The sequence below is a fragment of the Microcoleus sp. AR_TQ3_B6 genome (assembly GCF_036702785.1).
Classification (GTDB): domain Bacteria; phylum Cyanobacteriota; class Cyanobacteriia; order Cyanobacteriales; family Microcoleaceae; genus Microcoleus.
In genome coordinates, this window is record NZ_JAUBVJ010000003.1 from 146,435 (window position 1) to 171,341 (window position 24,907).

Genomic DNA, 24,907 nt, shown 5'->3' on the forward strand with positions numbered 1-24,907 from the left:
CCTAAAGGCGAGGGGATTCTTGATTCGCAGAATCGACTTGCCGATGCAGAATTACTTCAACATCGGTAGCGGTCAATTCTCCACAAGCGTTCGGATCTAAAATCCAAGTTCCGGTGTGCCCCACCGTACTCAATCCCCGACTTAGGATATTTTTAGCGGCATTCCAATCACGATCTAATACGCATCCACACCGACAAGCATGGGTTCGCGTTGATAGACTTTTCTTAACAATTGTTCCGCAGTTAGAGCATTCTTGACTTGTTCCATTGGCGGGCACGGCAATCGTAATTCTTCCGAATACTTTGCCGAAATATTCCAACCACACTCGGAACATATACCAAGATGCGTCGTTAATCGATTTCGCTAGACAGTGATTCTTCACCATATTTTTTATCCTCAAATCTTCGTAGGCTACACAGTCGCTAGACTGGAGCGCGCATCTTGCCAATTTCACGGCAAAATCTTTACGTTGCCTACTTATTTTGAGGTGGCGCTTTCCTAAAATCACTCTAGCCTTTTTTCTATTTTGCGAACCCTTGACTCGTTTGGCAACTCGTCTTTGGGCTTTTTTTAACCTGCGCTCGGACTTGCGGATAAATCGCGGATTTTCGACTGCAACACCATTGGAATCTGTGTAGAACTCTTTTAGTCCCACGTCTAATCCAATGGCGTTGCCAGTAATTTCAATCTTCTCAGAGCGGTCAACTTGAATGCAGAACTGGACGTAATATCCGTCTGCTCGCTTTACCAAACGCACTCGCTTTATCTGACTGCGCTGATAGAAATGCAAGTCGCGAGTTCCTTTTAATTTGAGTTTCCCGATTCCTTTCTTATCGGTAAAAGTGATAGATTTCCGGTCATCTGCCAGACGCCAGCCAGTAGTCTTGTATTCGACCGAGCGGTTGTCTTTCTGGAATTGCGGAAACCCTTTTTTTCCTGAGACTTTCTTTTTACAGTTGTCATAGAATCGGGAGATCGCCGACCACGCTCTTTCTGAGCTAGATTGGCGAGCCATGCTGTTTAAGTCATCGCAAAACGGGAATTCTTTAGCTAGAACAGCGCTGTACTTATTCAAGTCGTATTTATCGACTTTTGTGTTTTCCATCCAAAAGCGCAAGGCTTTGTTGCGGATGAACTGCACCGTTCTAATTGCTTCGTCTACAGCGTCAAATTGCTGTTTTTTACCGAATGCTTTGAACTCAAAAACTAGCATGACTTCGACCTCATCACGATATCTTTATGCTAGCAGTGTTGGCTTAATATTGCCTAATTCTTCACAAAAATCTACAAACACAAGTACGGGCGTATCCCTAAATTAAGACAAAGCCGTCCTAAAAGGATGGGGTTTTAAACCCAGTTTTGTGATAACTACTGCCGAGTTGCTTGAAGCCGATCGTGCCCAAGCGATCTATCTGCCCCCCTATTCGCCTGAGTTCAACCGCATAGAGAAATGCTCGGCTTGGTTGAAAAGTCGAATTCGCAAACAGCTACACCACTCCATACTTTGCGCGATGCGACAAAAGCCGTTCTTAAGACAGTGTCCTAATGTCTGTGGCGACGGCTATATTTGGCAACAAATCTAATTTTTAATTCTTAACTTTTAAGTATTTGAGGATAACTTAATGCTGCTTGGTATAGATTTAGGAACAGGCTCTGCTAAGGCATTGCTCCTAGCTGCAGACGGAACGGCTGCTGGTCAAGCATCAAGCTCTTATCCTGTTAGTGCACCCCACCCCGGATGGGCTGAGTCGGAACCAGAAGATTGGTGGTTAGCTGTTGCCTCGGCTGTGAGGAAGGCTGTAGGAAATCATGCTGACCAAGTAGGGGCGATCGCACTTTCAGGGCAAATGCACGGTGTTGTCCTAGCTTCGGAGTCTGGTCAGCCCCTGCGTCCTGCTATCCTCTGGGCAGATACTCGCTCTAGTGCCGCGCTTAACACTTATCATTCGCTCGATACCGCTATTCTAGAGCGCTTGGGCAACCCGGTTACGGCTGGAATGGCCGGCCCCACATTGTTGTGGCTGCGAGAACACGAGGCTACTGTCTACACCCAAGCGCGTTGGGCACTTCAGCCAAAAGATTGGCTGCGGTTGCGGATGACTGGAGAAGTCGCAACCGAACCATCTGATGCTAGCGGTACTTTGCTTTACGATGTTGTGTCGGACAACTGGGCCCTGGAAGCCATCTGGGCGCTGAATCTACGCGGTGATTGGTTACCAAAAATTATCCCCTCTAGTGCGATCGCAGGCTACCTAACAACTATTGCGTCAGAGCACCTTGGCTTAAGAGTTGGCTTACCTGTTATCGCCGGTGCTGCCGATACCGCAGCGGCAGCGCTTGGTAACGGACTACTAGAGCCTGGTTTGGTTCAACTAACCATCGGCACAGGCGCTCAAATCATTACACCTCGCACGCAACCAATTATCGATCCTCATGGTCGTACCCATCTCTATCGAACCGCCCTACCTAACCAGTGGTACAGCCTTGCAGCAATGCAAAATGCCGGGTTAGCGCTTGAGTGGGTGCGAGGTATGCTCGGCTTGAGCTGGCAGGAAGTCTATACTAAAGCGTTTTCTGTTCCCTCAGGATGTGAAGGATTGACATTTTTGCCCTACCTCACGGGTGAGCGAACTCCACACCTTGACCCCTATGTACGCGGGGCATGGGTAGGGCTGGGACTTCATCACACACAGGCGCACCTGATGCGGGCAGCTTTAGAGGGAGTTGCTTTTGCCTTGCGACAAGGTTTTGAGGCACTTGAGGCAACAGGTTTTAAAGCGAGAGAAATGCGTTTAGCAGGCGGTGGAACGGCAGAAATGCCTTGGAAACAATTACTGGCCGATGTCTTGAGAATACCCCTCTATGCAACTACAGTTGCTGCTGCTTCCGCGCGGGGTGCTGCTCTACTGGCGGGTATAGGAATTGGCATATACGCAGATGCTAATGACACCAGCAAACTGGCAGCCACACCAACGCTTGCTGCAACTCCCCAATCAGTTGATCCAACCCTAGAACAGGCTTGGATGCGATATCAATCGCTTTATCCACGACTTAAAAAAATCGGATAGGAGTAAGGGATCCAGTAAGACTGCTTAATATCAGTCAAATAAAAGAAGAAAATTTACTAACATAATAGGTACATATTACATCGATATAGTAAGTGGAATAAATCTCCCCAAATCAGCCGATGCTTCTGATTTATACATACAGTGTAATGAATCTGCATCTATAAACTACCAGGAAGATGAAAAAAAGTTGTCTTAAGTCAGGGCGGTATTGTCTCCTCAAATTCTTACTTCAATTCCTTTTACAAACTATTTTATACTAAAAATACCACTTTTAGCTCTATCTACTATGTGCTGAAAATTGAAGAAAATTTTAAAGTTTCTGTTTGCCGAGATGTTAACAAACACAACAAAAGATAAATTATTTTTGAACTGAACTTTGAGAAATGTCAATTTTCAGAGCCTGTAAAACTCATACCAATAAATTTCCTTGAAAATGAAAAAACTGGCAGAATATAAAGCAGATTGCCCGCTTATAGACGACAATATCAGAATTTATAAAACCAGTTTTTTAGATGTTGAGGATTAATTAAATAAGCGTGCGAAGTGTGACCCGAATTTGGTACCAGATGGAAAAAACTTGAGTTAAATGATGACATAATCTTCGCCCAAAACCGCTTGACTGAGCTGGGGTGCCGGCTCTACTGGGTCGCTGTAATGAGTGTCAATGTATTTGATGAAACTTTCCCGGTAAGCTTTGAGATGCGAGTTAAGTGCTTCGATATCTTGCTTTCCTGTTGCGAAACTGTTATCTCTTCTAAATTGACCCGATTCCTTAACAAAAGCCATGTCAAATTGCCACAAAGCTCTATCAGTCGGGCGATATGACAAATCAACAATATCGTAAGCTGCGAAGCCTTGGGACTTCATAAAGCTCATTACATCATACATCTGACCGAACAAAGTAACTTCTACAATTACATATTCTGTCTGTTGCAAAATTTCAGTTGCTCCCGCTAAAACATCTACTTCCTGTCCGTCTACATCCACTTTAATTAAATACGGACCTGACAAGTTTCTTTCCCTGCATATTCCATCCAGGGTAATTGCTGGTATGTTTCTCAAATAAGGATTGCTGCTGTCAGTAACGCGATTTTCAGAAAGTGAGGAATGCAGCATACCGGGACTGACGTTGAGGGTGAAAACTCCCGCTTCTTTGGTCGCTGCAGCAATAATGTATTCTGCACTTTTGAGCTGGCGGCAAATTTTGGCGAGATAAGGTTCATTTTCGGCGATGGGCTCAATTAGCAAATGCCGCGAATTGGGGAAAGTTTCGTAAAGGTTAAAAGTTCCCAATGCCGCACCGACATCAATCACAGTTTGTGGTTCAAAACCTAAGTTTTTCGCCAGCCGCAAGCTGCCTAACATCTAGTTTCTGGGAACTCCTGTTTGTTGGTTCACAATTTTTTCCTACTTTTTTGAATGTAGATAAACGTGAAAGGTGTGCGATGTTGGATTGGTTCCTCAATCTAAAATGTTCCACTATTATGTACATTTTTTTAGTAATAGGCTTTTGGGTCTGTTCCACAAGAGACAAGAGAATTGATTTGTAATGGAACAGGCCGAAAAGCTTCTGAGATTTTTGCTAGATGTGTGTCAACCCAACTTACTACTATTTCGCAGACTTCTGCGCTTTGTTTTCCGATTCGACAGATTGCAAAGCTTCGTCGAGAATTGCCCGCGCTTCTTCGGCTTTACTTCTAGCTTCTCGATAGCGGACGTTAGCTTGAGCAAAGTTTTTGAGAACCTTGAAACCGTCTTTGAGGCGGGCAATTTCCTCGGGAGTCACAGCCTCATCTGTAAACAAAATGTCGATCGCCGCCCGGATTTTGAGTGCTTCTTCGCGGGATTCCATGACTTTCAATTTGAGACTTGCCAAATTGCTCAAAATCTGCACGGCTTCAGTAATCGCGTCCTCGCCTTCAGACGCAGCATCCTCGATATCCTTAACTTCAACAAACTGCTTGGGCCCAAATCCCTCCAGGAGTTCCGTAGGCAGCTTGCCCTCATCCATGAGCTCCATCAGCCGATCCATCGCTTCTTCGCGGGCTTTGGCTGAATCTTTCCCTTTGACGGTTAAAATAATTTCGGGGCTTTGAGGAAGTGTATAGCGAACCATATTTTGACAGCCTGTGCGCGAAAACAATTGAATGATATTTTATCTTTATTCGATCGCCTGTTGCAGCTATCAATCTGCTCCCTTACCAACTGCTTGCCAAAACTTGACACATATACACTCAAAAGGAACCCTCGACAATGAAAGATAAATTTCTTAACTTGCTCAACTTGCTTTTAGTAGCTGATGTATTTTTCGTCTTTGCCATTTTTGGGTGGTTTGCGATCGCAGTAGCCGGTCGATCGACCGGGGTGAATCTCGGTTTTGATTTGTGGTACAGTCTCTGGCAGCCCGTATTTAATCCCGCCCTCGGAATTCTGATGGGCGGTGCTATTCTCAGCGGTATAATTAACCAAGTTTCTAAACGCCTCAATCCCAAGTAAAATTGATGTTTTGTTGGAGACGGTGATTGGCTATGCTACGATTGTTGGCGATCGAACTTGTGGAATGCGTCAGAGATGAGGCACTCAATTAGGTCAATGAAGCTTGAAAATACATAAGTAGTCAAAAATGAGTGAAGCGCTCCCCGAAGGAGCGAGATCTTATCAAAGCAATCACAAAAGTTATCATAGCTTTACATTCTGTTACAGAGTAAAGTTTATTTTCGCCTACCTATTTACGTCGAAAATCAGGATTGGACGATCGGGATCTAAAAATATCAATTCATGTTCTGAGTAACAAAAGTCGGGCATTAATTATGGGAGAACAAAAATGTATCGGTATCCTCACTAGCGGAGGTGACTGTGCAGGCTTAAACGCAGTTATTCGAGCCGTTGTCTACCGCGCAACGGGAACTTACAATTGGAAAGTGATGGGGATTCGTCAAGCCACCAACGGCTTGATGAGTCGTCCCCCTGAAGCAATTCCCTTGGATATTGAGAAAGTAGACTCGTGGCTCACTATTGGCGGTACGATGCTAGGCACGACAAATAAGGGCGACCCTTTTGCTTTCCTGATGCCTGACGGGACTCTACGCGATCGTGCTGAGGACATTATCGAAGGCTATCATCAACTAGGTCTGGATGCCTTAATTGGCATTGGTGGCGACGGAAGTCTGGCCATTCTCAGGAAGATTGCTCAACAAGGTAATTTGAATTTAGTTGCTATTCCTAAAACTATTGATAATGATGTCGGAATTACCGAGCGTTCCATCGGTTTTGATACTGCTGTCAATATTGCCACTGAAGCACTCGATCGCTTGCATTTTACTGCAGCCAGTCACAGTCGCGTCATGATTGTTGAAGTCATGGGACGCGACGCCGGACATATTGCGATCAGTGCCGGAATTTCTGGGGGAGCTGATATAATTCTGATTCCCGAAATCCCTTACAAAATTTCCAAAATCTGCGCCCAAATCCAAGAACGCCAAGACCGGGGAAAAAACTACTGTTTAATTATAGTAGCGGAGGCAGTTCGCACTGAAGAAGGCGAGTTAGTAATGCACACAAATCGCTTGGGTCAAAGTCGATTAGGCGGAATTGGTCAGTATTTAGCTGATACAATTTCTGACTGCAGCGGTGCAGAAACTCGCGTCACCGTTTTGGGACACATTCAACGCGGAGGAACTCCTTCATCCCTAGAAAGATTAATTGCTTCTGCTTTTGGCATCGCAGCAGTTGATTTAATCGCCGAAGAGAAATACGACTGCATGGTATCTTGGCAAAAGCGGGAAGTTGTGAGCGTTCCTCTGGAAGATGCGATCGCCAAATACAGACCTGTAGACTTCGATGGTACTCTGGTTAAAACGGCCCGCGGTTTAGGGATTTGTCTGGGAGATTAAACAATTACCCTTCCGACTTCTCAAAGGTTTAGTTGGGGACGCACTCAGAACCACGAAACTGGGTTAACCGAGACTGAGGGTTTTAAGCCAGCGTATTGTGGTTAAAAAACCAAGGTGCTCACCGGCCGTGCTTCTACGACTAATATTAACCTGGAAGTAGTGGCGTTTCAACTATGATTAGTGTAACTTGCAATCAGTTCCGAGCGAGTATCGACCCCGAGTGCGATCGCACTCGGAACTACAAAATACCGCAACAAGTGGAAAGGTGAGAAATTGACACCATTTACTGCACAAATTAGAGTGCGCCATTACGAAATGGACGCCCTCGGTCACGTCAATAATGCTGTCTACCAGCATTATTTAGAACACGCTGCGATCGAACATTTAGAACACTTGGGATTTACACTCGATCGCTACCGGGAACTGGGCGGCGTCTTTGTAATGCGGCGGATAGAGATTGACTATTTGCGATCGGCAGCTGCGGGCGATAGACTGGAGATATCAACTTGGATCGAACAACTGCGCGGCCCGCGCGCCGTCCGCCGCTACGAAATTCGCTTACTTGGAAGTGACGAAATATTGTTAAAAGCCGAGGCGCTTTGGGTTTGGGTTGAAGTTACCACCATGCGACCGCGAGCAATTCCCAAACAAATAATTGATATTTTTGAATCACAATCTCAAGCATTACCAACATAGATAAAAAATCAACTATTATATTTGCAAAATCCTGTAAAAATCTCTTGGTTTGTAGTGAGGACTTCACTCCCCTATTCCCCGTTTGTAGAAGTGCAAAAAGTTGATTGTCGCCGGGGTGGCAAATCCCGATGGCAAAAAGTCGGATCGCCCGCCTGCCAGTTTGGATGCCGCAGAGGTACGATGGAATATAGGGAGGGAGGCCAAGCCCGGTAAGGTTAAGCTTGGCGACAATACCCACAGGAAGGGAAAAATGACACTTAACTTGCGGCGACCGATTTTAATTGGCGGAATAGGACTTTCAGCGGCGCTGTGGCTGTTGGAAACTCTACAGCATTCGGGTTCAGAAATGGGCGAAACGGCACTCATCGGTTTGGCGGCTGCCGGTGCGGGGTATTGGTGGTGGAAACAACAATCCCCCAAACTAGAACTCGCACTCCCGCAACCCCTAGCGAACCGGGAAGCAGCCGAAAAAGCGATCGCGGCTTCAGAAACCGCTATTAAATTGCTAGCCTCAGAAGCTCAAAACTCTGCAGATCCTGCTAATCTAACAGCAAAGCTCGATCGCCTGAAAGCCGAATTAGACAGACAAGATTTGCGGATTACCGTCACGGGCGGCAAAGCTGTCGGCAAAACTGCTTTAATTCAAGTTTTAAATTCTAATTGGGCATCTCAACACCCGCAAAAGCTTAGTTTACAAGAAACAGCACCGCTGTTTGCTAATACAAATGCTTCGACCAAAATCTACGGTGATTTAGTGCTGTTTGTGACAGCGGGCGACATCACAGATTCCGAATTTAAAACATTATCTCAGCTAGCGTCCGTCGGTCAGCGCGTGCTGCTAGTCTGGAACAAACAAGACCAATATTTGCCAGCACAGCAGTCGCAAATTTTGCACTCTTTGCAGCAGAAAATGCAAGGAATATTGGGTACAGAAGATATAATTGCGATCGCAGCTTCTCCCAATTCTATTAAAGTGCGCCAACACCAAGCGGACGGCACATTTCAAGAACGGATCGAAACTCAAGTCTCTCAACTCGAGGCGCTGACGGAAAGATTGACTAAAATCTTAACTGAAGAACGGCAACAGTTGGTCTGGGCGAGTGCAGTGCGCGAGGCTGCAAGTATCAAGTTAGAGGCGAAAACCCTATTGAATGGAGTCAGGCGCGATCGGGCAATTCCCATTATCGAACAATATCAGTACATCGCCGCCGCCGCCGTTTTTACTAATCCGGTTCCAGCTTTAGACTTGCTAGCAACAACCGCCATCAGCACCCAACTCGTAATCGATCTCGGCGCTATCTACCAGCAAAAGTTTTCCTTAGAGCAAGCTAAGACAGTAGCGGCAACTTTGGCCAGTCAAATGTTTAAATTGGGATTAGTAGAACTGTCTACTCAAACTATTTCTGGACTGCTCAAAAGCAATGCTGTCACCTACGTAGCAGGAGGCGCGGTGCAGGGAATTAGTGCAGCATATTTTACCAGAATTGCGGGACTGAGTTTAATTGAATATTTCCAAAGTCGAGAAGTGGAAAATGCTGGAATAGGCTTTTTAAATATCGACCAGTTGACTAAAACTTTGCAAGCAGTATTTACCCAAAATCAGCAAGTTTCCTTCTTGCAATCTTTCGTCAACCAAGTGGCGAGTCGCCTTTCACCTCAGGTATCTGGATCCGAAACCGTTAAGTCGGCAGCCAATTAGAAGTAGTCCAGCATCTGATGTTAAATTCGGTTTATCGCCCATGATATGCGTAGGGACACGGCACTGCCGTGTCCTAGCTGCCATCCATTAAGAAACCATTAATTCAGCGGCCAATTAGAAGTAGTCCAGCATCCGATCTTAAATTCGGTCAATCGCCTAGGATATCTGATATTAAATCCGGTCGATTGCCCAGGATATGCGTAGGGACACGGCAGTGCCGTGTCCCTACCTAACTCCCAAATAAAAAGCTAGAAATTTCTCAAAAATTGTATTAACATAAGAAATAGAATTTATAGTTCGACGCTCAATTATACCTGCTTAAAAAAGCCGATCGCCAATGGCTGACAATTCCCTTCAAGAAAATCGCTTATCCCTAGCCCGCGCCAGTTTGCGCGAATCCCTGGCGCGCTATTCCCACCTGCGCCAAGGCAAAAAAAACTCGAATAATACAGAATTAGAAGCGGCACTGCAAAGTCAGTTAGATATCTTAACTTCTACCTCAGAAAAACTAGAACACAACGTCATTCGCATTGCTACTTTCGGCCTAGTCAGCCGCGGCAAATCAGCCGTCTTAAACGCGCTTTTAGGTCAAAAAATCTTGCAAACAGGCCCTCTCAACGGCGTGACTCAGTGGCCTCGTTCCGTGCGCTGGAGCGTGCCTTTATCCTTCCTTGACAGCGATGAATCCCCCCAACCGCCGCTTGGCAAGGGGGGGCAAGGAGGGGTGCAAGTTGAATTAATCGATACTCCCGGACTTGATGAAGTGGGCGGCGAAGTGCGCGGCGAAATGGCGAAACAAGTAACTCGCCAAGCTGACTTAATTCTGTTTGTCGTTGCAGGGGATATCACCCGCACAGAATATCAAGCACTGTGCGAATTGCAAACAGCTCAAAAACCGCTGATTTTAGTTTTTAATAAAATAGATCTTTATCCAGAATTAGACAGAAAAGCTATTTACCAAAGTCTGCAAGCGCTGGGAAATTCTGAACAGTTAGCAGCCGCTGCGGTAACAGATGAAACAGCACCCAAAAATTTGTCCGATCGCCCACACAACTCCTCTCATAAATCTACTGCAAAATCACCCGCTAAAATTGCCAAATCTTTAGAAATAGTCATGGTAGCGGCCGAACCAGCGCCGGTACAAGTGCGGGTGGAATGGCCAGACGGAAGAGTCAGTCACGAATGGGAGTCGCCGCCTGCACAGATAGAGGAACTCAAACATAAAATTTTGACAATTCTTAACAGAGAAGGTCGATCGCTCCTGGCTCTGAATGCTTTAGTTGAAGCTAGAGATGCCGAAGCAAATATTGCCCGTCAAATTCTCAAATTGCGGCAAACAGAAGCCGAAGATTTAATCTGGCAATTTGCCAAATATAAAGCTTTGGCTGTCGGTTTAAACCCGGTAGCTTTCCTGGATGTAATGGGAGCAACTGTGGCAGATTTAGCCTTAATTCGCTCTTTATCCAGACTTTACGGTTTACCCATGACTGGTTACGAAGCGGGGAAACTTTGGCAGACTATTTTCTCCAGCGCTGGCGGCGTACTTTTGGGAGAATTGGGTAGCAGTTTTCTGTTGGGATTTGGCAAAAGTGCGGCCGTTGCGGCCCCGCAAATCGGCTTTTCTACTTTTGCCGGAGTTGCTGTCACTCAAGCTAGTTTAGCAGCTTACGGAACCTACGCTGTCGGTCGCGCCGCCCAAGTTTATTTAGAAAAAGGCTGCACCTGGGGCCCCCTGGGACAAGATACGGTAATTCAAGAAATTCTTGCCACTATCGAGCGCAATACAATTATCGATCGCTTGCAGCAAGAGTTTAAAATTGGCAATTAAAAATTGCCCTAGTAGTTGAGTACGGTGCCTCTGCAGAGGGTTATTTGTGAATAATCGAAGAACTAGGATCTGAGGCACCCTACTGCTTTTATTCTTATACAATTGTCAAAAAAGAATGCAACTGTAGGTAAGCTCCAAACCACGATAGCGCTCAGTGATTCCCAATCCTTTAATCTAAAATCTAAAATCTAAAATCGTTTTACCGTCTCGCGATTCTAACGCCTTCCCTAAAATGAGCGATCGTCGCAATTACCGCTATAGAAAAGTAAAATATTCTAATCAGCCAAAAACAAACCCGCATTGACCACGAAACAATAGTCGGAGCAATACCTGTTAACTGTACAAATCTGGAATTAACTTTTTTTTCAAAGCTGTCGAGGTCTTTCATCTCAGATTGTTTCGTCGGAATCACCGGAAACTGACCAGTATATACGTAATAACCGATAAAACCCGGCAATCCTACTTTTCTATTCAAAAATGAGTTAGTTAATGTTGCAGTTTCCCGCGGCAATAAGTTATCCGATTCCCCTACTTTTTCCAGCCAAGAATTATATCTGATGGCTGGCGTAATCATGAAAACTAAGGGAACTATAACTATCAACAAAGCTGCACTAATTTTGCGACCGTATTTAGGGTGTAGAAGATTTGTGGCCACACCCACTCCCATACCGATAAAAGCAAATACCAATATATTTAACAGTTCAATAATTTCGATGCCTCTCAACAAATCGCCGATAATCAGAATTGTATATAATAATTTGTCTGCCAGTAGCAAAGCTGCCCATTTGATGACAATTGAAACGCCTACAATAGTAGCAACAATCGCCACATATCCGATGGCACCTAGAACGTACAGTAAAACCGAACCGGCTTGTTTTAATGATTGCATGGAATTATTCACTCTTGTGAAAGTTGAGGAGTCCGATTGACAAAACAACTTTAAAATTTAGATTAATCTGGAGTTCCAAATTAGACTTTTAAAATTGATTAGCTTGACATCAGGAAATTAATCTAAAATCTCAAATCTCAAATCTACACTCGATCGACAAGTTCCCGCGCGGCCGCTTTGGTGACTTCTGCGATCCGTTCCTTCACAACGCTCTCTTCGATCGCCCTCGGCTCTGGTTCCTGTTCGCGATCGATCCCCAACCATAAAAGATACTCGATATTACCGGCCGGGCCAAGTAAAGGCGACCACGTTAAGCCGCGTTGCTGCCATCCTAAAGCTGTGGCTGCCTTCCACACTTGAAAAATCGCATCAGCTTGAGTTGCTGAGTCTCGCACTACGCCTTTTTTCCCGACTCTCTCGCGCCCTACCTCAAACTGCGGCTTTACCAGCAACACCGCTTCTCGCGGTGGTGCCAACAATTCCCACAGCGCCGGTAAAATCTTATCCAGGGAAATAAACGACACATCTACTACCGCCAAATCTGCTCTCCCAGAGTCGCCGTAAAGCTCAGTAGCAGTCATGTACCGCAAATTGGTGCGTTCTTTCAAAATTACCCTCGGATCGTTACGCAAGCGCCAATCTGCTTGACCGTAGCCAACATCTACGCCGTAGACTAGGGCGGCGCCGGCTTGCAGCAAACAGTCGGTAAAACCGCCTGTGGAAATGCCGCCGTCGAGACAAATTCTGCCTGCAACGGGAATCGCAAAAACTTCTAAAGCTTTGGCTAATTTGTCGCCGCCTCTAGAAACATAGCGCGATCGCTCTTTAATCTGAATTTTTGCTGCAATGTCAACCTCAGTGCCCGGTTTGTCAACTATCTGTTGGTTGATGGAGACTTTCCCAGTCCGAATCAAGGCCTGAGCTTGCTGTCTGGAACTGCACAAATTTAGGCTGACCAATAAAGTGTCTAGTCGCTGTTTAGCCAAAGTTTTTAATCTGTACCTATAGGATTAATGACAGTACCAGATTAGCACTTACGTACCAGTCTGAGGGAGGATTTTTGGCGATTATTGTAATTTTTCGATCGTCGCGCGACGATCGCCCCCAGCTCACATTATGTGACTGAGATCGCTCTAAGTGTCTAGTTGGATCACAGATAAACATTCATAAAATCACACACAAATTTTGGAGGCTAGCGGATGATTTAAGGGCAGCTAAAAGGGCTACAAATACCATCAGGGCGATCGACCATGAAAACCATTAACTTTCCCATCAGGAATCCGGGCAACTATCAAGAAAATCCCCTCGCCTTCGTCAGCGGTGACATCATCCACATTCTTTACCCCAACGGCGAAGTAGAAGCAACAACCGCCGAACGAGTCGATCGGCGGCAAACCAAAAGTCCCCTCGACAAATGCCTTGTCTGGGGATATGTTGACGATTTTTAAGATTTGTTGCAAAAAAGAATGCAACTCTAGGGAAAGTCCAAACCCTTAATTCATCAGTCATTCCCAATTGTTCAAATCTTTAATCTAAAACTTTTAATCTAAAATCTTTAATCTAAAATCTTTAATAGTCCCGGACGCCACTGGCACACTCTCATCGAGTTGTAGGGTGCGTCATACCTTGATTCTGAACGGATTCTCAAGGGTGTAGGATAATAAAACACGTTACTAATTGTGACACTTGCCTCTAGGACTATTTAATCTAAAATTGTATAACTCTTGACACTCCTGCGCAATCAGGCATGAGGATTCTTAAGACATTTCGGTCTTAATATCCCTATTGCAGGGTTCCCTTACCTGACTGCGTTTGCTTTTGGAGCGTGGTGATATCTTTCGGGCGTTTAGGTGCATTGCACTCCCCTAACGGCAGAGTCCCCAGGTACCAATTCCCAAGCTCTATTTCTAATCGTTTGTGAGATTGACTTTAATCCCACATTCCGCCGGTCTTAATATTAATTGGGGATTTTTTGGTACGAAATGGCTGTAATTCTTTGTCTACGAGCATTCCGCTGATATGTAGAAATATGAGTTTTTATTAAGGAGTGTTTATTTGTTCTCAATAGTCATTATTTATCGAGAATATGTTGGCGATTAAATTCCTAGGATGACGTTTGATCGTCAACATATTTTTGAGTATGTTAAGAAGTGCGGAATGTGGGTTTAATTACGATTTTTCCCGGCTTGGCAGCCTGATACTCAATCTTTAAAATCCACATTTATTGTAGAATCTGTTTACTCCCAACTCAAGCACTGTTTTACATTAAGTAGAAGAGTATGAAAATACATAAGTAGTCAAAAGCGAGCTAAACCAAGTGAAGCCAAGCAATCGAGCGGGGTTACGCTCGCTTTACATTCTGTTACATGAAGAGGTGTATTTGCGCCTACCTACTTATATCAATTCCGGTAACACCGGAACGATCGTCCGTTGGGACTCGGGAGTCGTCCCTTGGGGAATAAGGAATTATTGACCTTGACTTTATAGCAGTTATCAAGAGTGGTGAGGTATGCCCTATGCCCGTGGACCCGTGGACCAGATAGTACCTCATGTTACTGAGAAGGTCTATATCATTCCCATCCAACCGGAAACGATATTACTTAACTATGGAAAAGCCGTCAATCGATTTTAGATTTGAGATTTTAGATTTTAGATTGACCCCACGGATTAATGCGGGGGCTTGAGGATTTTCGAAAATCGATTTGGGATTGATTCCACGGATAAATCACGTGGCGGGTACCACCTTTGAAATTCGCTTGTCAAGCTTATGACGGGGTTTTCCACCCAAAATTATGATAAAAAAAGATCGCTTGGAGGCTGTGATGCCAAAAAAAGCGATCGATCCAACTGGTGCTAACTGCCAGCTACAAGTGCAATTTGCTGCTAAAAGAAGTAGCAAATTGACTTAAATATCTTGTTCGCTCAATTCGCGAATCATGTAATCAAAAGGCTGCTCCAAAAAAGACCCCACAGCCAAGCCAGCAGCTTCCACTTGAGCTTTAACCATCTCCTTCATAATGCTAATCCCCATCACTGTCGGACCAATGGGAACGCCCAGAGAATTGTAAGTTTCCCGCAAACCTTGCAGCACGCGCTCGTCTAGTACATCGGTACTTCCAGCCACCAGAGCATAAGTAGCATAGCGCAAGTAGTAGTCCATATCCCGCAGACAAGCCGCGTAGCGGCGAGTCGTGTAGGCATTTCCGCCCGGACGGATCAATTCCGGCTGTTCGGCAAATAGCTGAATACCAGCTTGCTTGACAATTGTCGCAGCATTGCTGTTAATCGCCGCTGCCGCCTGTACCCGTGCCGTGCCTGTTGCAAAATAAGATTTCAACCGATCGATACCATCCCGGTCTAAATACCTACCAGCAACATCATAATTTTCAATCAGGCTCGTCACTGCATCGCGCATAAGTTTCTCTCCCAAAAATCTTTATCAATACTTTGCTATCTGAGACAGACCGCCTATTGTAGACTACTACAAATCGGCGTTTGATTAAGATTTGAGATGGGATTTTCACTCCTTGTTAGTCAATCCCCGGCAAACAATCGTAAAATTGGGCCGTTTGCCTTGTATCTTCAGCCCAAAAATCGACAGGGCAAGAATCACGAACTGCCCGACCCCACTGGGCCCCTATTTCTATATTTTGTAGCCATAGATACAAAATATTGGGTGCTGAAGGCCTACGATCGCGCAAACAGTATGAAATCGGCCGACCCCCAAGACACAACCAATATACAGGAGTAAGTCATGTTCCAGACGCCGCAAGAAGCCTTAAACTACATAAAAGAAAATCAAATCCAGATCGTTGACCTAAAGTTCATCGATATGCCGGGGATCTGGCAACACCTTTCCCTGTACCACGATCAAATCGACGAAACCGCATTCACAGACGGCGTACCCTTTGACGGTTCCAGCATTCGGGGCTGGAAAGCCATCAACGAATCAGACATGACGATGGTCATCGATCCGACCACGGCTTGGATGGACCCGTTCATGGCAGAACCGACCATCAGCTTCATTTGCAGCATCAAAGAACCCCGCACGGGGGAACCGTACAGCCGCTGTCCCCGCACAATTGCCCAAAAAGCCATAGACTACTTAATTTCCACCGGTCTGGGCGATACCGCCTTCTTTGGTCCGGAAGCAGAATTCTTCATTTTTGACGACGTTCGCTTCGACCAAACCCAAAACACGGGCTATTACTACGTGGATTCGATCGAAGGCCGCTGGAATTCCGGCAAAGAAGAAGCAGGTGGCAACCTCGGCTACAAACCGCGTTACAAAGAAGGTTATTTCCCAGTAGCACCAACCGATACCTCTCAAGACATGAGAACGGAAATGCTGCTGACAATGGCAAAATGCGGCGTACCCATCGAAAAGCACCACCACGAAGTCGCCACCGGCGGTCAATGCGAACTCGGTTTCCGATTTGCCACTTTAGTACAAGCCGCCGACTACTTGCTGACTTACAAATACGTCATCAAAAACGTCGGCAAAAAATACGGCAAAACCATCACCTTCATGCCCAAGCCGCTGTTTAATGACAACGGTTCCGGGATGCACGTTCACCAGTCGATTTGGAAAGACGGTCAACCTCTATTTGCAGGCGATAAATATGCAGGTTTCAGTCAAATGGGACTGCATTACATCGGCGGCATTCTCAAGCACGCACCGGCACTTTTGGCAATCACCAACCCCACGACCAATTCCTACAAGCGTTTGGTTCCGGGCTTTGAAGCGCCTGTAAACTTAGCTTACTCTCAAGGGAATCGATCGGCATCAGTGCGGATTCCGTTGTCGGGCACCAACCCCAAAGCCAAGCGGTTAGAATTCCGCTGTCCCGATGCCACATCCAACCCCTATTTAGCATTTGCAGCCATGCTGTGCGCCGGCATAGACGGCATCAAGAATCAAATCGATCCGGGCGAACCTTTGGACGTGGATATCTACGACCTTTCCCCTGAAGAATTGAGCAAAATTCCTTCAACTCCCGGTTCCTTGGAAGGCGCTTTAGAAGCTTTAGAAAAAGACCACAGTTTCTTAACTGAAACCGGCGTATTTACCGAAGACTTCATCGAAACCTGGATTTCCTACAAACTCGACAACGAAGTCAACCCGATGCGGCTGCGTCCTCACCCCTACGAGTTTGCTCTCTACTACGACTGTTAAAAAATTAAGGATTAAAAATTAAAAGTTAAAAATGGTATAATCACCCTTTTTAACTTTTGATTTTTAATTGATAAGAACGCCGCCCTTAAAAGCGGCGTTTTTTTCTAGTTTAGAACTTCTGGATCAGCGCCCAGACTCTCCCGTTACCCGACACTATCTGGGCAACGCTGTTAGTAGTAGCGCCCATTGTAGCCTCAGAGACATCCTCTACAGCCCATTTATTTGCTTTCTCATCAATAATAAACAAATCGTCAGGGGTAGTGCCTTCCTCAACCCGATATATCTTATTGAGAATGAAACCCCGCCGCGCCTCAGCTTTTGGTATGCCAACCACATCATCAGGATCGACAGAGATGGCACTGCCTTCTTTTAATGTACCTTTCGAGTTGCTTAAATTGCGATCGCCCCTTTGAGCAACCCGCCCGCGGTGAAGCTGCAAACAAGGCTGAGTCTCAGAGATATTCCACACAATAGCTAGCGCCCCACTTTTTCCCCAACCTAGAACCGCTGCACTCACAGCCAAACTTAGCAAAAATTTGAAATGATTCACCGTATTTATGCTCCTTTTTTTGTGAAATTCTGCACTCATTCTAAATTAGCAATTAGCAATTATCAATGACCAAACGATGTCCGATATTTTTGTGATGATCCGCAATCAGAGTAAGGTCGCCATGACTTCAGTTGACGGCATTGCGTTTGTGACTTTACTAACTCAAGAAGGACGAGTGCTGGCCGAGGAGACAGTTGACCTGTTTGAGGCAGATGTGAATTTTGATAACCTAAAGAAAGGAAAATATTCTGTAGTTGTCAGGCACGAAGGAGTTGAACCGCGATCGGCCACCTGTAGTGTTACAATCACCGATGAATATCAAGTAATCATGCTGACATTTGTTTACCTGGAGCTAGAACGGGTACTGCTGGGCATTCAAACTTCAACCGAAGAGAGACTCTAACTATGACAGTTAAAGTTCATCCGCCAAATTTCATTAAAATGTTCCGCTATCGAGGACATTTTTTAGCATAAAATATCTGAAAACAAAACATAATTGTCGGATAAATCAGGATTTACAGTTTTATTCGGGAGCCTCGCAGCATTGGTGTGTATCGGCTTCATATCTTTAGTCTGGGGAGTGATCTAGGTTTTTTTTGTGGGTTTTCCTGAGTCTTGGAAATTGTCTATAGACAAGTTGCTGTGTAGGGGTTTTAATCAGATCCTGACTCATCCCCACAGAGGGGAGAAATTAGTTGAATCAAAACCTGGTTGAAGGGATGTTTCCATTCAATTACTTTCCCCAGATCCCCACAGAGGCGGGAATTTAGTTTAAGGAAAACTAATGCAGATTATTGACCCCAAGTTTCGCTTTTATTTCTCACCCTAATTTTCGGCAAAAAGCCGATCGATCGAGCTTCATTTTGCCCTGACACTAAGGGGATATAAATGATAGTTTTAGCGATTTTAATTGGATTACTTATCGTAATTACTGGCGGGATGATTGTGGAAATTTATTTAATAGCATCAACCATGTTAGCAGGGTTGTCATGGGTAGGATTAATAACAGGGGAAATTTTTACTTTTCTTCAGCTAACACTAGATTTTCATACTTTGGGATTTTTTGGGTAATTTTGTTGTTTGTAGAAGGGGGTATCAAGTGGATGTTAGGATGTGGTTAATTAAAATTAACCTCGCTGGCAAAAAAAACCGCTTTCTGACCACCCGTGCGTCCACGACTAAATTTGCCCTAGGGTTCAATCCTCCGATACAAAAAACTTCTACCTTGCGAGTGAATTAGGAAGCCGAAAAACTGCGTTACACTTATACAAGTATCTTTACAAAACAACATAAAAGTATGACTGTTGCCTATCCCCGCAAGCTGCGCAACGCAATGGGAGCGCGCGAAATTTTATCTCAAATAGTGCGCGATCGCGAAATTCACCTGATCACCCTCAACCGCTACCGCTACAGCGAACAGCGCAGTTGCAAAGACCTCACCGACTTGATCGAACGGCTAGACGGCGAACCGGCCGAACTCGTGCGCGACCTCTCCCGGCACATTTCCGACGAAGCGCGACACGCTATGTGGCTCACCGACTTGCTGGTAGACATCGGCCAAAATGTGGGAACGCCGCCGGGAGTCTCCTACATTGACGAATTTGAAAGGTTGCTCGACAGCGAGCAAAAAGACCCCGCCACAGACCGCGAAGACTTTGTAATTTCTTCCCTCGCGGCGATTAACGTCACCGAGAAGCGGGGCTGCGAATACTTCTCAGCCCACATCCACGCCCTCAAACAGGCTCCCCAAACTGCAGAAAACGTCAAAATCCGCGAAACAATCGAAAAGATTTTTCCCGAAGAAGCTGGTCACGTCCGCTGGGGCAACCGCTGGCTGGCCCAAATCGCCGACAAAAGCCCGGAACACCGCCAGAAGGTGGAACAGGCAAAGCGCAAGTATGTGGCGATCGAACAAGCAGCTTTTGAATCGGGAATGGATATCATGCTGGGGGCAGAACTCCGCCGCGTCACCCGCCTCGTGGATATTGCCAACACCATGCCGATGTGGGAACGCCCGCAATACCTAATGGAACGCTTGCCCAGAACCCTGCTGGCCCCCGACCTGCAAATGACCAGAGTCGAGGTAGCTCAGCGGGCCTGGAACCGCGACCCGCAGGCATTTATGGAGAAATTTGTGCCCATGTTCCTCAACGGCTTGAATACCATTGAGAAGAAGCCGGCGACTAAGCCCAAGGCTTAAACAGAAGCGAGGCTGGGACTCTGGAGATGGGTTCCCAGGCTCTTGCCGGAAGTAAGCCCTCGCGCATTTAATTTGTCAGCTACTGTTTCTTAAACTCTTGTGGCGCGGGCAGGAGAACCCGCGATCGAGCTTCAATTTAAATGCCAAATAGCTTAACGAGTAGAAGACTTAATGGTATTCTACTCGTTACCATACTCTAGCCTTGGCAGCTCCGGAGGAAGAGCCTCCCGTGTTGCCACCGGAAACCAGCGACAAGCGAGACAGAGCCTCTGGACGTCGGTTCTCAGGCTCGGACTGGTAAGGCAGATCCAATGGCTCTGCCTCCGGTGTTCTACTCGTTCTCAGGGAACTTACCCATGAGGTATCCGAAACAGGGTTTTTGGCCTGGGAGGGGCTTTTTCACGATCGGTTTTTGCCAAGAAGCCCGGTTTATGAAGGTTTTTGTGGGTCCAGGACTATTTTTGACAGGGTTTTTTGTCTGGGAGGGGCTTTTTCACGATCGGTTTTTGCCAAGAAACCCGGTTTATGAAGGTTTTTGTGCGTCCAGGACTATTTTTGTAAGTCCTAAATAGGAAGTAAACTGATTATAAAAAAGTAGGCTGAAAACCCTGTGGCTTCAGGCCAGGGATGAAAGCCACTCCGCAGGGTTTACCCTGCCGTGAAGTTTTCTTTTTGTGGTTCATGCAAAGAATCTATCCATTCATCCACGAGACTGCTAATAGTTCTATCTGATTGAGCAGACAATAAGAGTAACTTATAGTAACGCTTTTGGGTCAGCCTAATATTTGATATTTTGTTCTTCATTAATGCCTCACAATGGCTATACAATCATGTTACTATAGCAGTTAACAGGATAAATTACCAAGGAGGTGATAATGCAATGCTGGTATTAGAGTACAAAGCAGTAGTTAGCAAAAAGCAAAAATTAGCTATTAATGAAGCTATTAGAACTACTCAGTTCATCAGAAACAAGGCTATACGCTATTGGATGGATGCGCCCAAAGAAGCCAAGATAAATAAGATAGCTTTGAATAATTACTCTACAGCATTGCGAAAAGAATTTAAGTTTGTAGAAGAACTCAATTCAATGGCGTGTCAGTCTGCCACTGAAAGAGCCTGGATAGCTATTGATAGGTTTTACAGCAATTGTCAATCCCAAAAACCAGGGAAAAAAGGTTTTCCGAGGTTTCAGAAAGATAACCGCTCAGTGGAATATAAAACTAGCGGTTGGTCGCTTCATTCAACCAAGCGGCGTATCACTTTTACCGACAAAAAAGGTATTGGTGAAGTTAAATTGTTGGGGAAATGGGATATTCATACATATTCCGTAAAATCTATCAAAAGAGTCCGAATCCTTAAACGGGCTGATGGTTTTTATGTTCAATTTTGCTTGGCTATAGAAGTTCAATCAGAACCTAGAATAGCTGACGGTGAAATTGGCTTAGACGTTGGACTAGAGTATTTCTATTCTGATTCTAATGGATACCACGAACCTAATCCACGGTTTTTAAAGAAAGCAGAAAAAGCGATTAAATACGCTCAAAAACAGATTTACAAAAAGGAGAAAGGTAGGAACCAACGACGAAAAGCACGGGCCAGATACGCTCGAAAACATTTAAGAGTAAATAGACAACGGAGTGAACACGCAAAAAGAGTTGCGCGTAACGTGTGCAAGGCTAACGCCTTAGTAGTCTATGAAGATTTAAATGTTAAGAACCTGGTAAAAAATCATTGCCTTGCCAAGTCTATAAATGATGTAGCTTGGGCTGCTTTCCGTCAATGGTTAGAATATTTTGCTGTTAAATTTGGTAGCTGGGCTGTTGCGGTTCCACCTCATTACACATCACAAAAATGCAGTGATTGTGGTGCAATAGTTAAGAAAACTTTGTCAACTCGCACCCATAAATGTAGTTGTGGATGTGAGTTACAGAGAGATACAAATGCAGCAATAAATATTTTCAATTTAGGTAAAAATAGGTTGGGACACAGCCGAATTAACGCTACAGGAGATGGAACCGCTACTCTACTTGGGGCAACCCTGGTTGAGCAAGTTTTGTCGATGAATGTAGAATCCCCGCGTCTTTAGACCGGGGAGTGTCAATGGAATAGTTTTCCGTCTAAATATAATCATAATCATGACTACCAGCGAGCCGAACATACAAACAGCTTCCACAGAAAGCCAATCGAGTGAAAGCGCGATCGCCTCCGAGCAGGTCGAAAAAGCTACAGCCGTCACCTATGCAGAAGAAATTGAAACTGTCATCGCCAGCATGGCTGTAGACCAAAAAGTGATGGTCGGTCAAAATGAAGCTGGCGGACATCTTTGGAAGTTTAAGTACGGCAGTGTTGAAGTGTTCGTGCAACTCAGCGGCGAAACCGAAGATGATACTTTGACAGTTTGGGCTTTTGTACTGCAGTTGCCCGCGAAGAATGAAGCTCAATTAATGCGGAAAATCCTAGAAATGAATTGGCTGTCTACTTTGGAATCTCATTTTGCCATTGTTGACAATCAAGTTGCGGTCATATCGACTCGGACGATCGCCGAAATCTCGGCCGGGGAAATTTCTCGAGTTATTACTATTGTCGCCACCATCGCCGATGACAACGACGACCTGCTGCAAGCAGAATTCGGTCAGTAGTCATTAGTTATTAGTTAACAGTTAACAGTCAACAATTAACAGTCAACAGTTAACTGTTAACTAATATGCAGGCCCTGCGATCCAAGCAATAGTAATTCCCAGCCCCAAACCGACAAGCACTTGAAAAGGAGTGTGTCCCAGCAACTCTTTTAGGCGAGCCTCATTAAGGTTGTGATCTTCCTCAAAAAACTCGTCAATAATTTGGTTGAGGATGCGAGCTTGCTTGCCTGCTGCTTGGCGGACCCCTGCTGCGTCGTACATCACAATAATTGCAAAGATCGCAGCGATCGCAAAGTCCGGACTTTCCCATCCCATCGTTTGTCCCACTCCAGCAGCCAAAGCGCCCACAAAAGACGAGTGAGCGCTGGGCATTCCCCCCGTTGTTACCAAATACCGAAGATTAAACTTGCGATTTTTGACCAACTCGATCGGCAGCTTCATGATCTGAGCCGCCAGACAAGCGATCAAAGCAACCACGAGTACATGATTGTTTAAGATGCCGCTGCAAATTTCCTGCATAGTGTTTGGTATTTCTAGTTACTGCGGCTGGTAATAAAATCGGCGATTGCCAGCAGCGGTAGAGCTTTGCTCCCAAACACTGCCAATTGAGCCTTAGCCTCAGCAACAAGCTGCGAAGCTTGGCGCCGAGACTCCTCTATTCCCCACAAACTCGGATAAGTTACTTTTCCGGCTTGAACATCTTTGCCAGCAGTTTTGCCCAGTTCTTCTTGGGTAGCAGTAATATCCAGAATGTCGTCAATTATCTGGAAAGCCAACCCAATATTTTTAGCGAAACGAGACAGCCGCTGCAAATCGGCCTCAGATGCAGATGCCAGAATTGCCCCACAAACTACGCAGGCTTCTAACAGCGCGCCTGTTTTGTGAGCGTGAATGTAATTCAAAGTTTCCAGAGAAACATCTGTCTTTCCTTCCGATTCCACGTCAACCACCTGACCGCCTATGAGTCCACCAGCCCCGGCAGCGCGACCCACATGGGCGATCGTCTGCAACACCTGCTGAGGAGGTACGTTCTCAGTTTTAGTGGCGATAAATTCAAAAGCATAGGTTAGCAAAGCATCGCCAGCCAAAATGGCGATATCCTCGCCGTAGACTTTGTGGTTCGTCAGTTTGCCGCGCCGGTAGTCGTCATTGTCCATTGCCGGCAAATCGTCGTGGATCAGCGACATGGTGTGAATCATTTCCAAAGCGCAAGCTGTGGGCATTGCCATAGATGTAGTGCCACCGGCGAGTTCGCAGCTAGCGAGACACAGGATCGGACGCAGGCGCTTGCCCCCCGCTAGCAGCGAGTAGCGCATTGCTTCGTAGATTTTCTCTGGGTAGATGACCGGCACTGCACTGTCGAGAGCTACCTCGATCGCCTCTTTTCGCTTGGCTAGATAAGTAGATAGGTCGAAAGAGGATTCCGGTTGGGACGAACCCATTTCTGTTGCCAATACCATCCCTTGCTCTCTTGTACTGAATAATTACGTGGGATATTCTGAGCCGTTGGGGTCGGATCGTGCCGACTTTTACGGCGGTAGTTGCTCGAACTCCGAGCATCAATTAATCATTCTACGGGTGTTGTTGCACAGAAAATCTTTGAGTTTTAATAACTTTGTCAAATTACCAGTCAATCTCAAATCTACAATCTCTTTTCTCTTTTCTCAAATCCCCTGCAGCAGTCTGGCGACTTCCAAAAACCGTTGCACCGCAGCCGTTGGATCGCTGCGCCAAATTAGAGCGATCGCCACAATGCAAGTTGATTCTGGTAACGCTTTGTAAACAACCCCGCTGCGCTGGAAATTTTGCATCGACGCCGGGACGATCGCCACTCCCATCTCGGCGGCTACCAGACTCACAATGGTTTGCATTTGAATTGCTTCTTGAGCCGCGATCGGGCTAAAACCTGCTTGCTGGCAAAGACTGACGATCGGATCGTACAACCCCGGAGCCAGGGAACGGGGAAATAGGATGAAGGGTTCCGTGGAAAGTTCGCGTAATTCAAGATGCGTGCGGGAGGCCAAATGATGCGTTACTGGCAGTGCCACGATCAGCGGTTCTCGAAAAATGATTTCAGAATTTATCCCGTCTTCCTCAACCGGAGGCCGCACGAAGCCGATATCAATTTGCCCGAACCGCAGCCGCTGCAACTGTTTGTTTGTCGTCAGTTGTTTGCTATTAACGACAAATATGCTAGACTGTTTCCAAACATAGGCGCCTATAATAGGTGGCTAAGCCAGGATATACAGGCTAGAGCAAAAGTCTAGAA

The 24,907-nt window shown here is 45.7% G+C and carries 24 protein-coding genes; 14 read left to right on the plus strand and 10 right to left on the minus strand.

Annotated features, from left to right (window positions below; all coding sequences use genetic code 11):
• Position 1: 1 nt before the first annotated feature.
• The gene (locus QUB56_RS02955) at positions 2 to 1,213 is read right to left on the minus strand and encodes a transposase (RefSeq protein WP_332953002.1); all 1,212 of its coding nucleotides are present in this window, start codon (positions 1,211 to 1,213) and stop codon (positions 2 to 4) included.
• A gap of 148 nt (positions 1,214 to 1,361) precedes the next feature.
• On the opposite strand from QUB56_RS02955, the gene QUB56_RS02960 reads away from it, so the two are divergent.
• Together QUB56_RS02960 and xylB are read left to right on the plus strand one after the other, a co-directional pair.
• On the plus strand, positions 1,362 to 1,583 hold the full coding sequence (locus tag QUB56_RS02960; RefSeq protein ID WP_332953005.1) for a transposase: 222 nt from the start codon (positions 1,362 to 1,364) through the stop codon (positions 1,581 to 1,583).
• 39 nt (positions 1,584 to 1,622) lie between these two features.
• Positions 1,623 to 3,068 carry a xylulokinase gene (gene xylB, locus QUB56_RS02965; protein ID WP_332953007.1) on the plus strand — a complete coding sequence of 482 codons (1,446 nt, stop codon included), beginning with the start codon at positions 1,623 to 1,625 and terminating at the stop codon, positions 3,066 to 3,068.
• Between the two features lie 582 nt (positions 3,069 to 3,650).
• Here the strand turns inward: xylB and QUB56_RS02970 are convergent.
• Together QUB56_RS02970 and QUB56_RS02975 are read right to left on the minus strand one after the other, a co-directional pair.
• On the minus strand, positions 3,651 to 4,433 hold the full coding sequence (locus QUB56_RS02970) for an FkbM family methyltransferase (RefSeq protein ID WP_332953008.1): 783 nt from the start codon (positions 4,431 to 4,433) through the stop codon (positions 3,651 to 3,653).
• 244 nt (positions 4,434 to 4,677) lie between these two features.
• Entirely contained in the window at positions 4,678 to 5,184 is a 507-nt protein-coding gene (locus QUB56_RS02975; RefSeq protein ID WP_332953009.1) for a hypothetical protein, read from the minus strand.
• A 137-nt stretch (positions 5,185 to 5,321) separates the two neighbouring features.
• Here QUB56_RS02975 and QUB56_RS02980 point away from each other — a divergent pair, with 137 nt between their 5' ends.
• From QUB56_RS02980 to QUB56_RS03000, 5 genes are all read left to right on the plus strand, one after another.
• Positions 5,322 to 5,564 (plus strand): hypothetical protein, encoded by a 243-nt coding sequence (locus QUB56_RS02980; protein ID WP_332953011.1) that lies wholly within the window; start codon positions 5,322 to 5,324, stop codon positions 5,562 to 5,564.
• 314 nt (positions 5,565 to 5,878) lie between these two features.
• Positions 5,879 to 6,961: an ATP-dependent 6-phosphofructokinase gene (locus QUB56_RS02985; RefSeq protein WP_332953013.1), complete on the plus strand. Its 1,083-nt coding sequence runs from the start codon at positions 5,879 to 5,881 to the stop codon at positions 6,959 to 6,961.
• Positions 6,962 to 7,234: 273 nt separating this feature from the next.
• Positions 7,235 to 7,657: a thioesterase family protein gene (locus QUB56_RS02990; protein WP_332953014.1), complete on the plus strand. Its 423-nt coding sequence runs from the start codon at positions 7,235 to 7,237 to the stop codon at positions 7,655 to 7,657.
• Between the two features lie 250 nt (positions 7,658 to 7,907).
• Positions 7,908 to 9,356 (plus strand): slr1306 family protein, encoded by a 1,449-nt coding sequence (locus tag QUB56_RS02995; RefSeq protein ID WP_332953015.1) that lies wholly within the window; start codon positions 7,908 to 7,910, stop codon positions 9,354 to 9,356.
• 337 nt (positions 9,357 to 9,693) lie between these two features.
• A complete protein-coding gene (locus tag QUB56_RS03000) occupies positions 9,694 to 11,184 on the plus strand; it encodes a GTP-binding protein (protein ID WP_332953017.1) in 1,491 nt (496 codons plus the stop codon).
• 199 nt (positions 11,185 to 11,383) lie between these two features.
• Here the strand turns inward: QUB56_RS03000 and QUB56_RS03005 are convergent, their stop codons facing one another.
• A complete protein-coding gene (locus QUB56_RS03005) occupies positions 11,384 to 12,073 on the minus strand; it encodes a hypothetical protein (RefSeq protein ID WP_332953020.1) in 690 nt (229 codons plus the stop codon).
• Positions 12,074 to 12,216: 143 nt separating this feature from the next.
• Positions 12,217 to 13,059, minus strand: coding sequence for a TlyA family RNA methyltransferase (locus tag QUB56_RS03010; protein ID WP_332953022.1), 843 nt, complete (start codon positions 13,057 to 13,059; stop codon positions 12,217 to 12,219).
• Between the two features lie 264 nt (positions 13,060 to 13,323).
• Between QUB56_RS03010 and QUB56_RS03015 the strand changes: the two genes are divergently transcribed.
• Entirely contained in the window at positions 13,324 to 13,521 is a 198-nt protein-coding gene (locus tag QUB56_RS03015; protein WP_332953024.1) for a hypothetical protein, read from the plus strand.
• A 1,457-nt stretch (positions 13,522 to 14,978) separates the two neighbouring features.
• On the opposite strand, the gene apcB is transcribed toward QUB56_RS03015, so the two are convergent.
• The gene (apcB, locus tag QUB56_RS03020) at positions 14,979 to 15,488 is read right to left on the minus strand and encodes an allophycocyanin subunit beta (RefSeq protein WP_332953025.1); all 510 of its coding nucleotides are present in this window, start codon (positions 15,486 to 15,488) and stop codon (positions 14,979 to 14,981) included.
• A 339-nt stretch (positions 15,489 to 15,827) separates the two neighbouring features.
• Between apcB and glnA the strand changes: the two genes are divergently transcribed.
• The gene (glnA, locus tag QUB56_RS03025) at positions 15,828 to 17,249 is read left to right on the plus strand and encodes a type I glutamate--ammonia ligase (RefSeq protein WP_332953027.1); all 1,422 of its coding nucleotides are present in this window, start codon (positions 15,828 to 15,830) and stop codon (positions 17,247 to 17,249) included.
• A 109-nt stretch (positions 17,250 to 17,358) separates the two neighbouring features.
• On the opposite strand, the gene QUB56_RS03030 is transcribed toward glnA, so the two are convergent.
• Positions 17,359 to 17,799, minus strand: a complete 441-nt coding sequence (locus QUB56_RS03030; RefSeq protein WP_332953029.1) for a hypothetical protein — start codon at positions 17,797 to 17,799, stop codon at positions 17,359 to 17,361.
• A 76-nt stretch (positions 17,800 to 17,875) separates the two neighbouring features.
• On the opposite strand from QUB56_RS03030, the gene QUB56_RS03035 reads away from it, so the two are divergent.
• The 5 genes from QUB56_RS03035 (at position 17,876) to QUB56_RS03055 (ending at position 22,638) form a co-directional block, all read left to right on the plus strand.
• Positions 17,876 to 18,202 carry a hypothetical protein gene (locus tag QUB56_RS03035; protein WP_332953032.1) on the plus strand — a complete coding sequence of 109 codons (327 nt, stop codon included), beginning with the start codon at positions 17,876 to 17,878 and terminating at the stop codon, positions 18,200 to 18,202.
• 485 nt (positions 18,203 to 18,687) lie between these two features.
• On the plus strand, positions 18,688 to 18,870 hold the full coding sequence (locus tag QUB56_RS03040; RefSeq protein WP_332953033.1) for a hypothetical protein: 183 nt from the start codon (positions 18,688 to 18,690) through the stop codon (positions 18,868 to 18,870).
• Between the two features lie 226 nt (positions 18,871 to 19,096).
• A complete protein-coding gene (locus QUB56_RS03045) occupies positions 19,097 to 19,999 on the plus strand; it encodes a ferritin-like domain-containing protein (RefSeq protein WP_332953035.1) in 903 nt (300 codons plus the stop codon).
• Between the two features lie 880 nt (positions 20,000 to 20,879).
• The gene (locus QUB56_RS03050; protein ID WP_332953037.1) at positions 20,880 to 22,085 is read left to right on the plus strand and encodes a transposase; all 1,206 of its coding nucleotides are present in this window, start codon (positions 20,880 to 20,882) and stop codon (positions 22,083 to 22,085) included.
• Positions 22,086 to 22,134: 49 nt separating this feature from the next.
• The gene (locus QUB56_RS03055; RefSeq protein WP_332953038.1) at positions 22,135 to 22,638 is read left to right on the plus strand and encodes a YbjN domain-containing protein; all 504 of its coding nucleotides are present in this window, start codon (positions 22,135 to 22,137) and stop codon (positions 22,636 to 22,638) included.
• A gap of 60 nt (positions 22,639 to 22,698) precedes the next feature.
• Here the strand turns inward: QUB56_RS03055 and QUB56_RS03060 are convergent, their stop codons facing one another.
• From QUB56_RS03060 to QUB56_RS03070, 3 genes are all read right to left on the minus strand, one after another.
• Positions 22,699 to 23,157 carry a divergent PAP2 family protein gene (locus QUB56_RS03060; protein WP_332953040.1) on the minus strand — a complete coding sequence of 153 codons (459 nt, stop codon included), beginning with the start codon at positions 23,155 to 23,157 and terminating at the stop codon, positions 22,699 to 22,701.
• A 14-nt stretch (positions 23,158 to 23,171) separates the two neighbouring features.
• The gene (gene crtE / locus QUB56_RS03065) at positions 23,172 to 24,098 is read right to left on the minus strand and encodes a geranylgeranyl diphosphate synthase CrtE (protein ID WP_332953041.1); all 927 of its coding nucleotides are present in this window, start codon (positions 24,096 to 24,098) and stop codon (positions 23,172 to 23,174) included.
• Between the two features lie 204 nt (positions 24,099 to 24,302).
• Positions 24,303 to 24,863 carry a LysR family substrate-binding domain-containing protein gene (locus tag QUB56_RS03070; protein ID WP_332953122.1) on the minus strand — a complete coding sequence of 187 codons (561 nt, stop codon included), beginning with the start codon at positions 24,861 to 24,863 and terminating at the stop codon, positions 24,303 to 24,305.
• Positions 24,864 to 24,907: the final 44 nt, after the last annotated feature.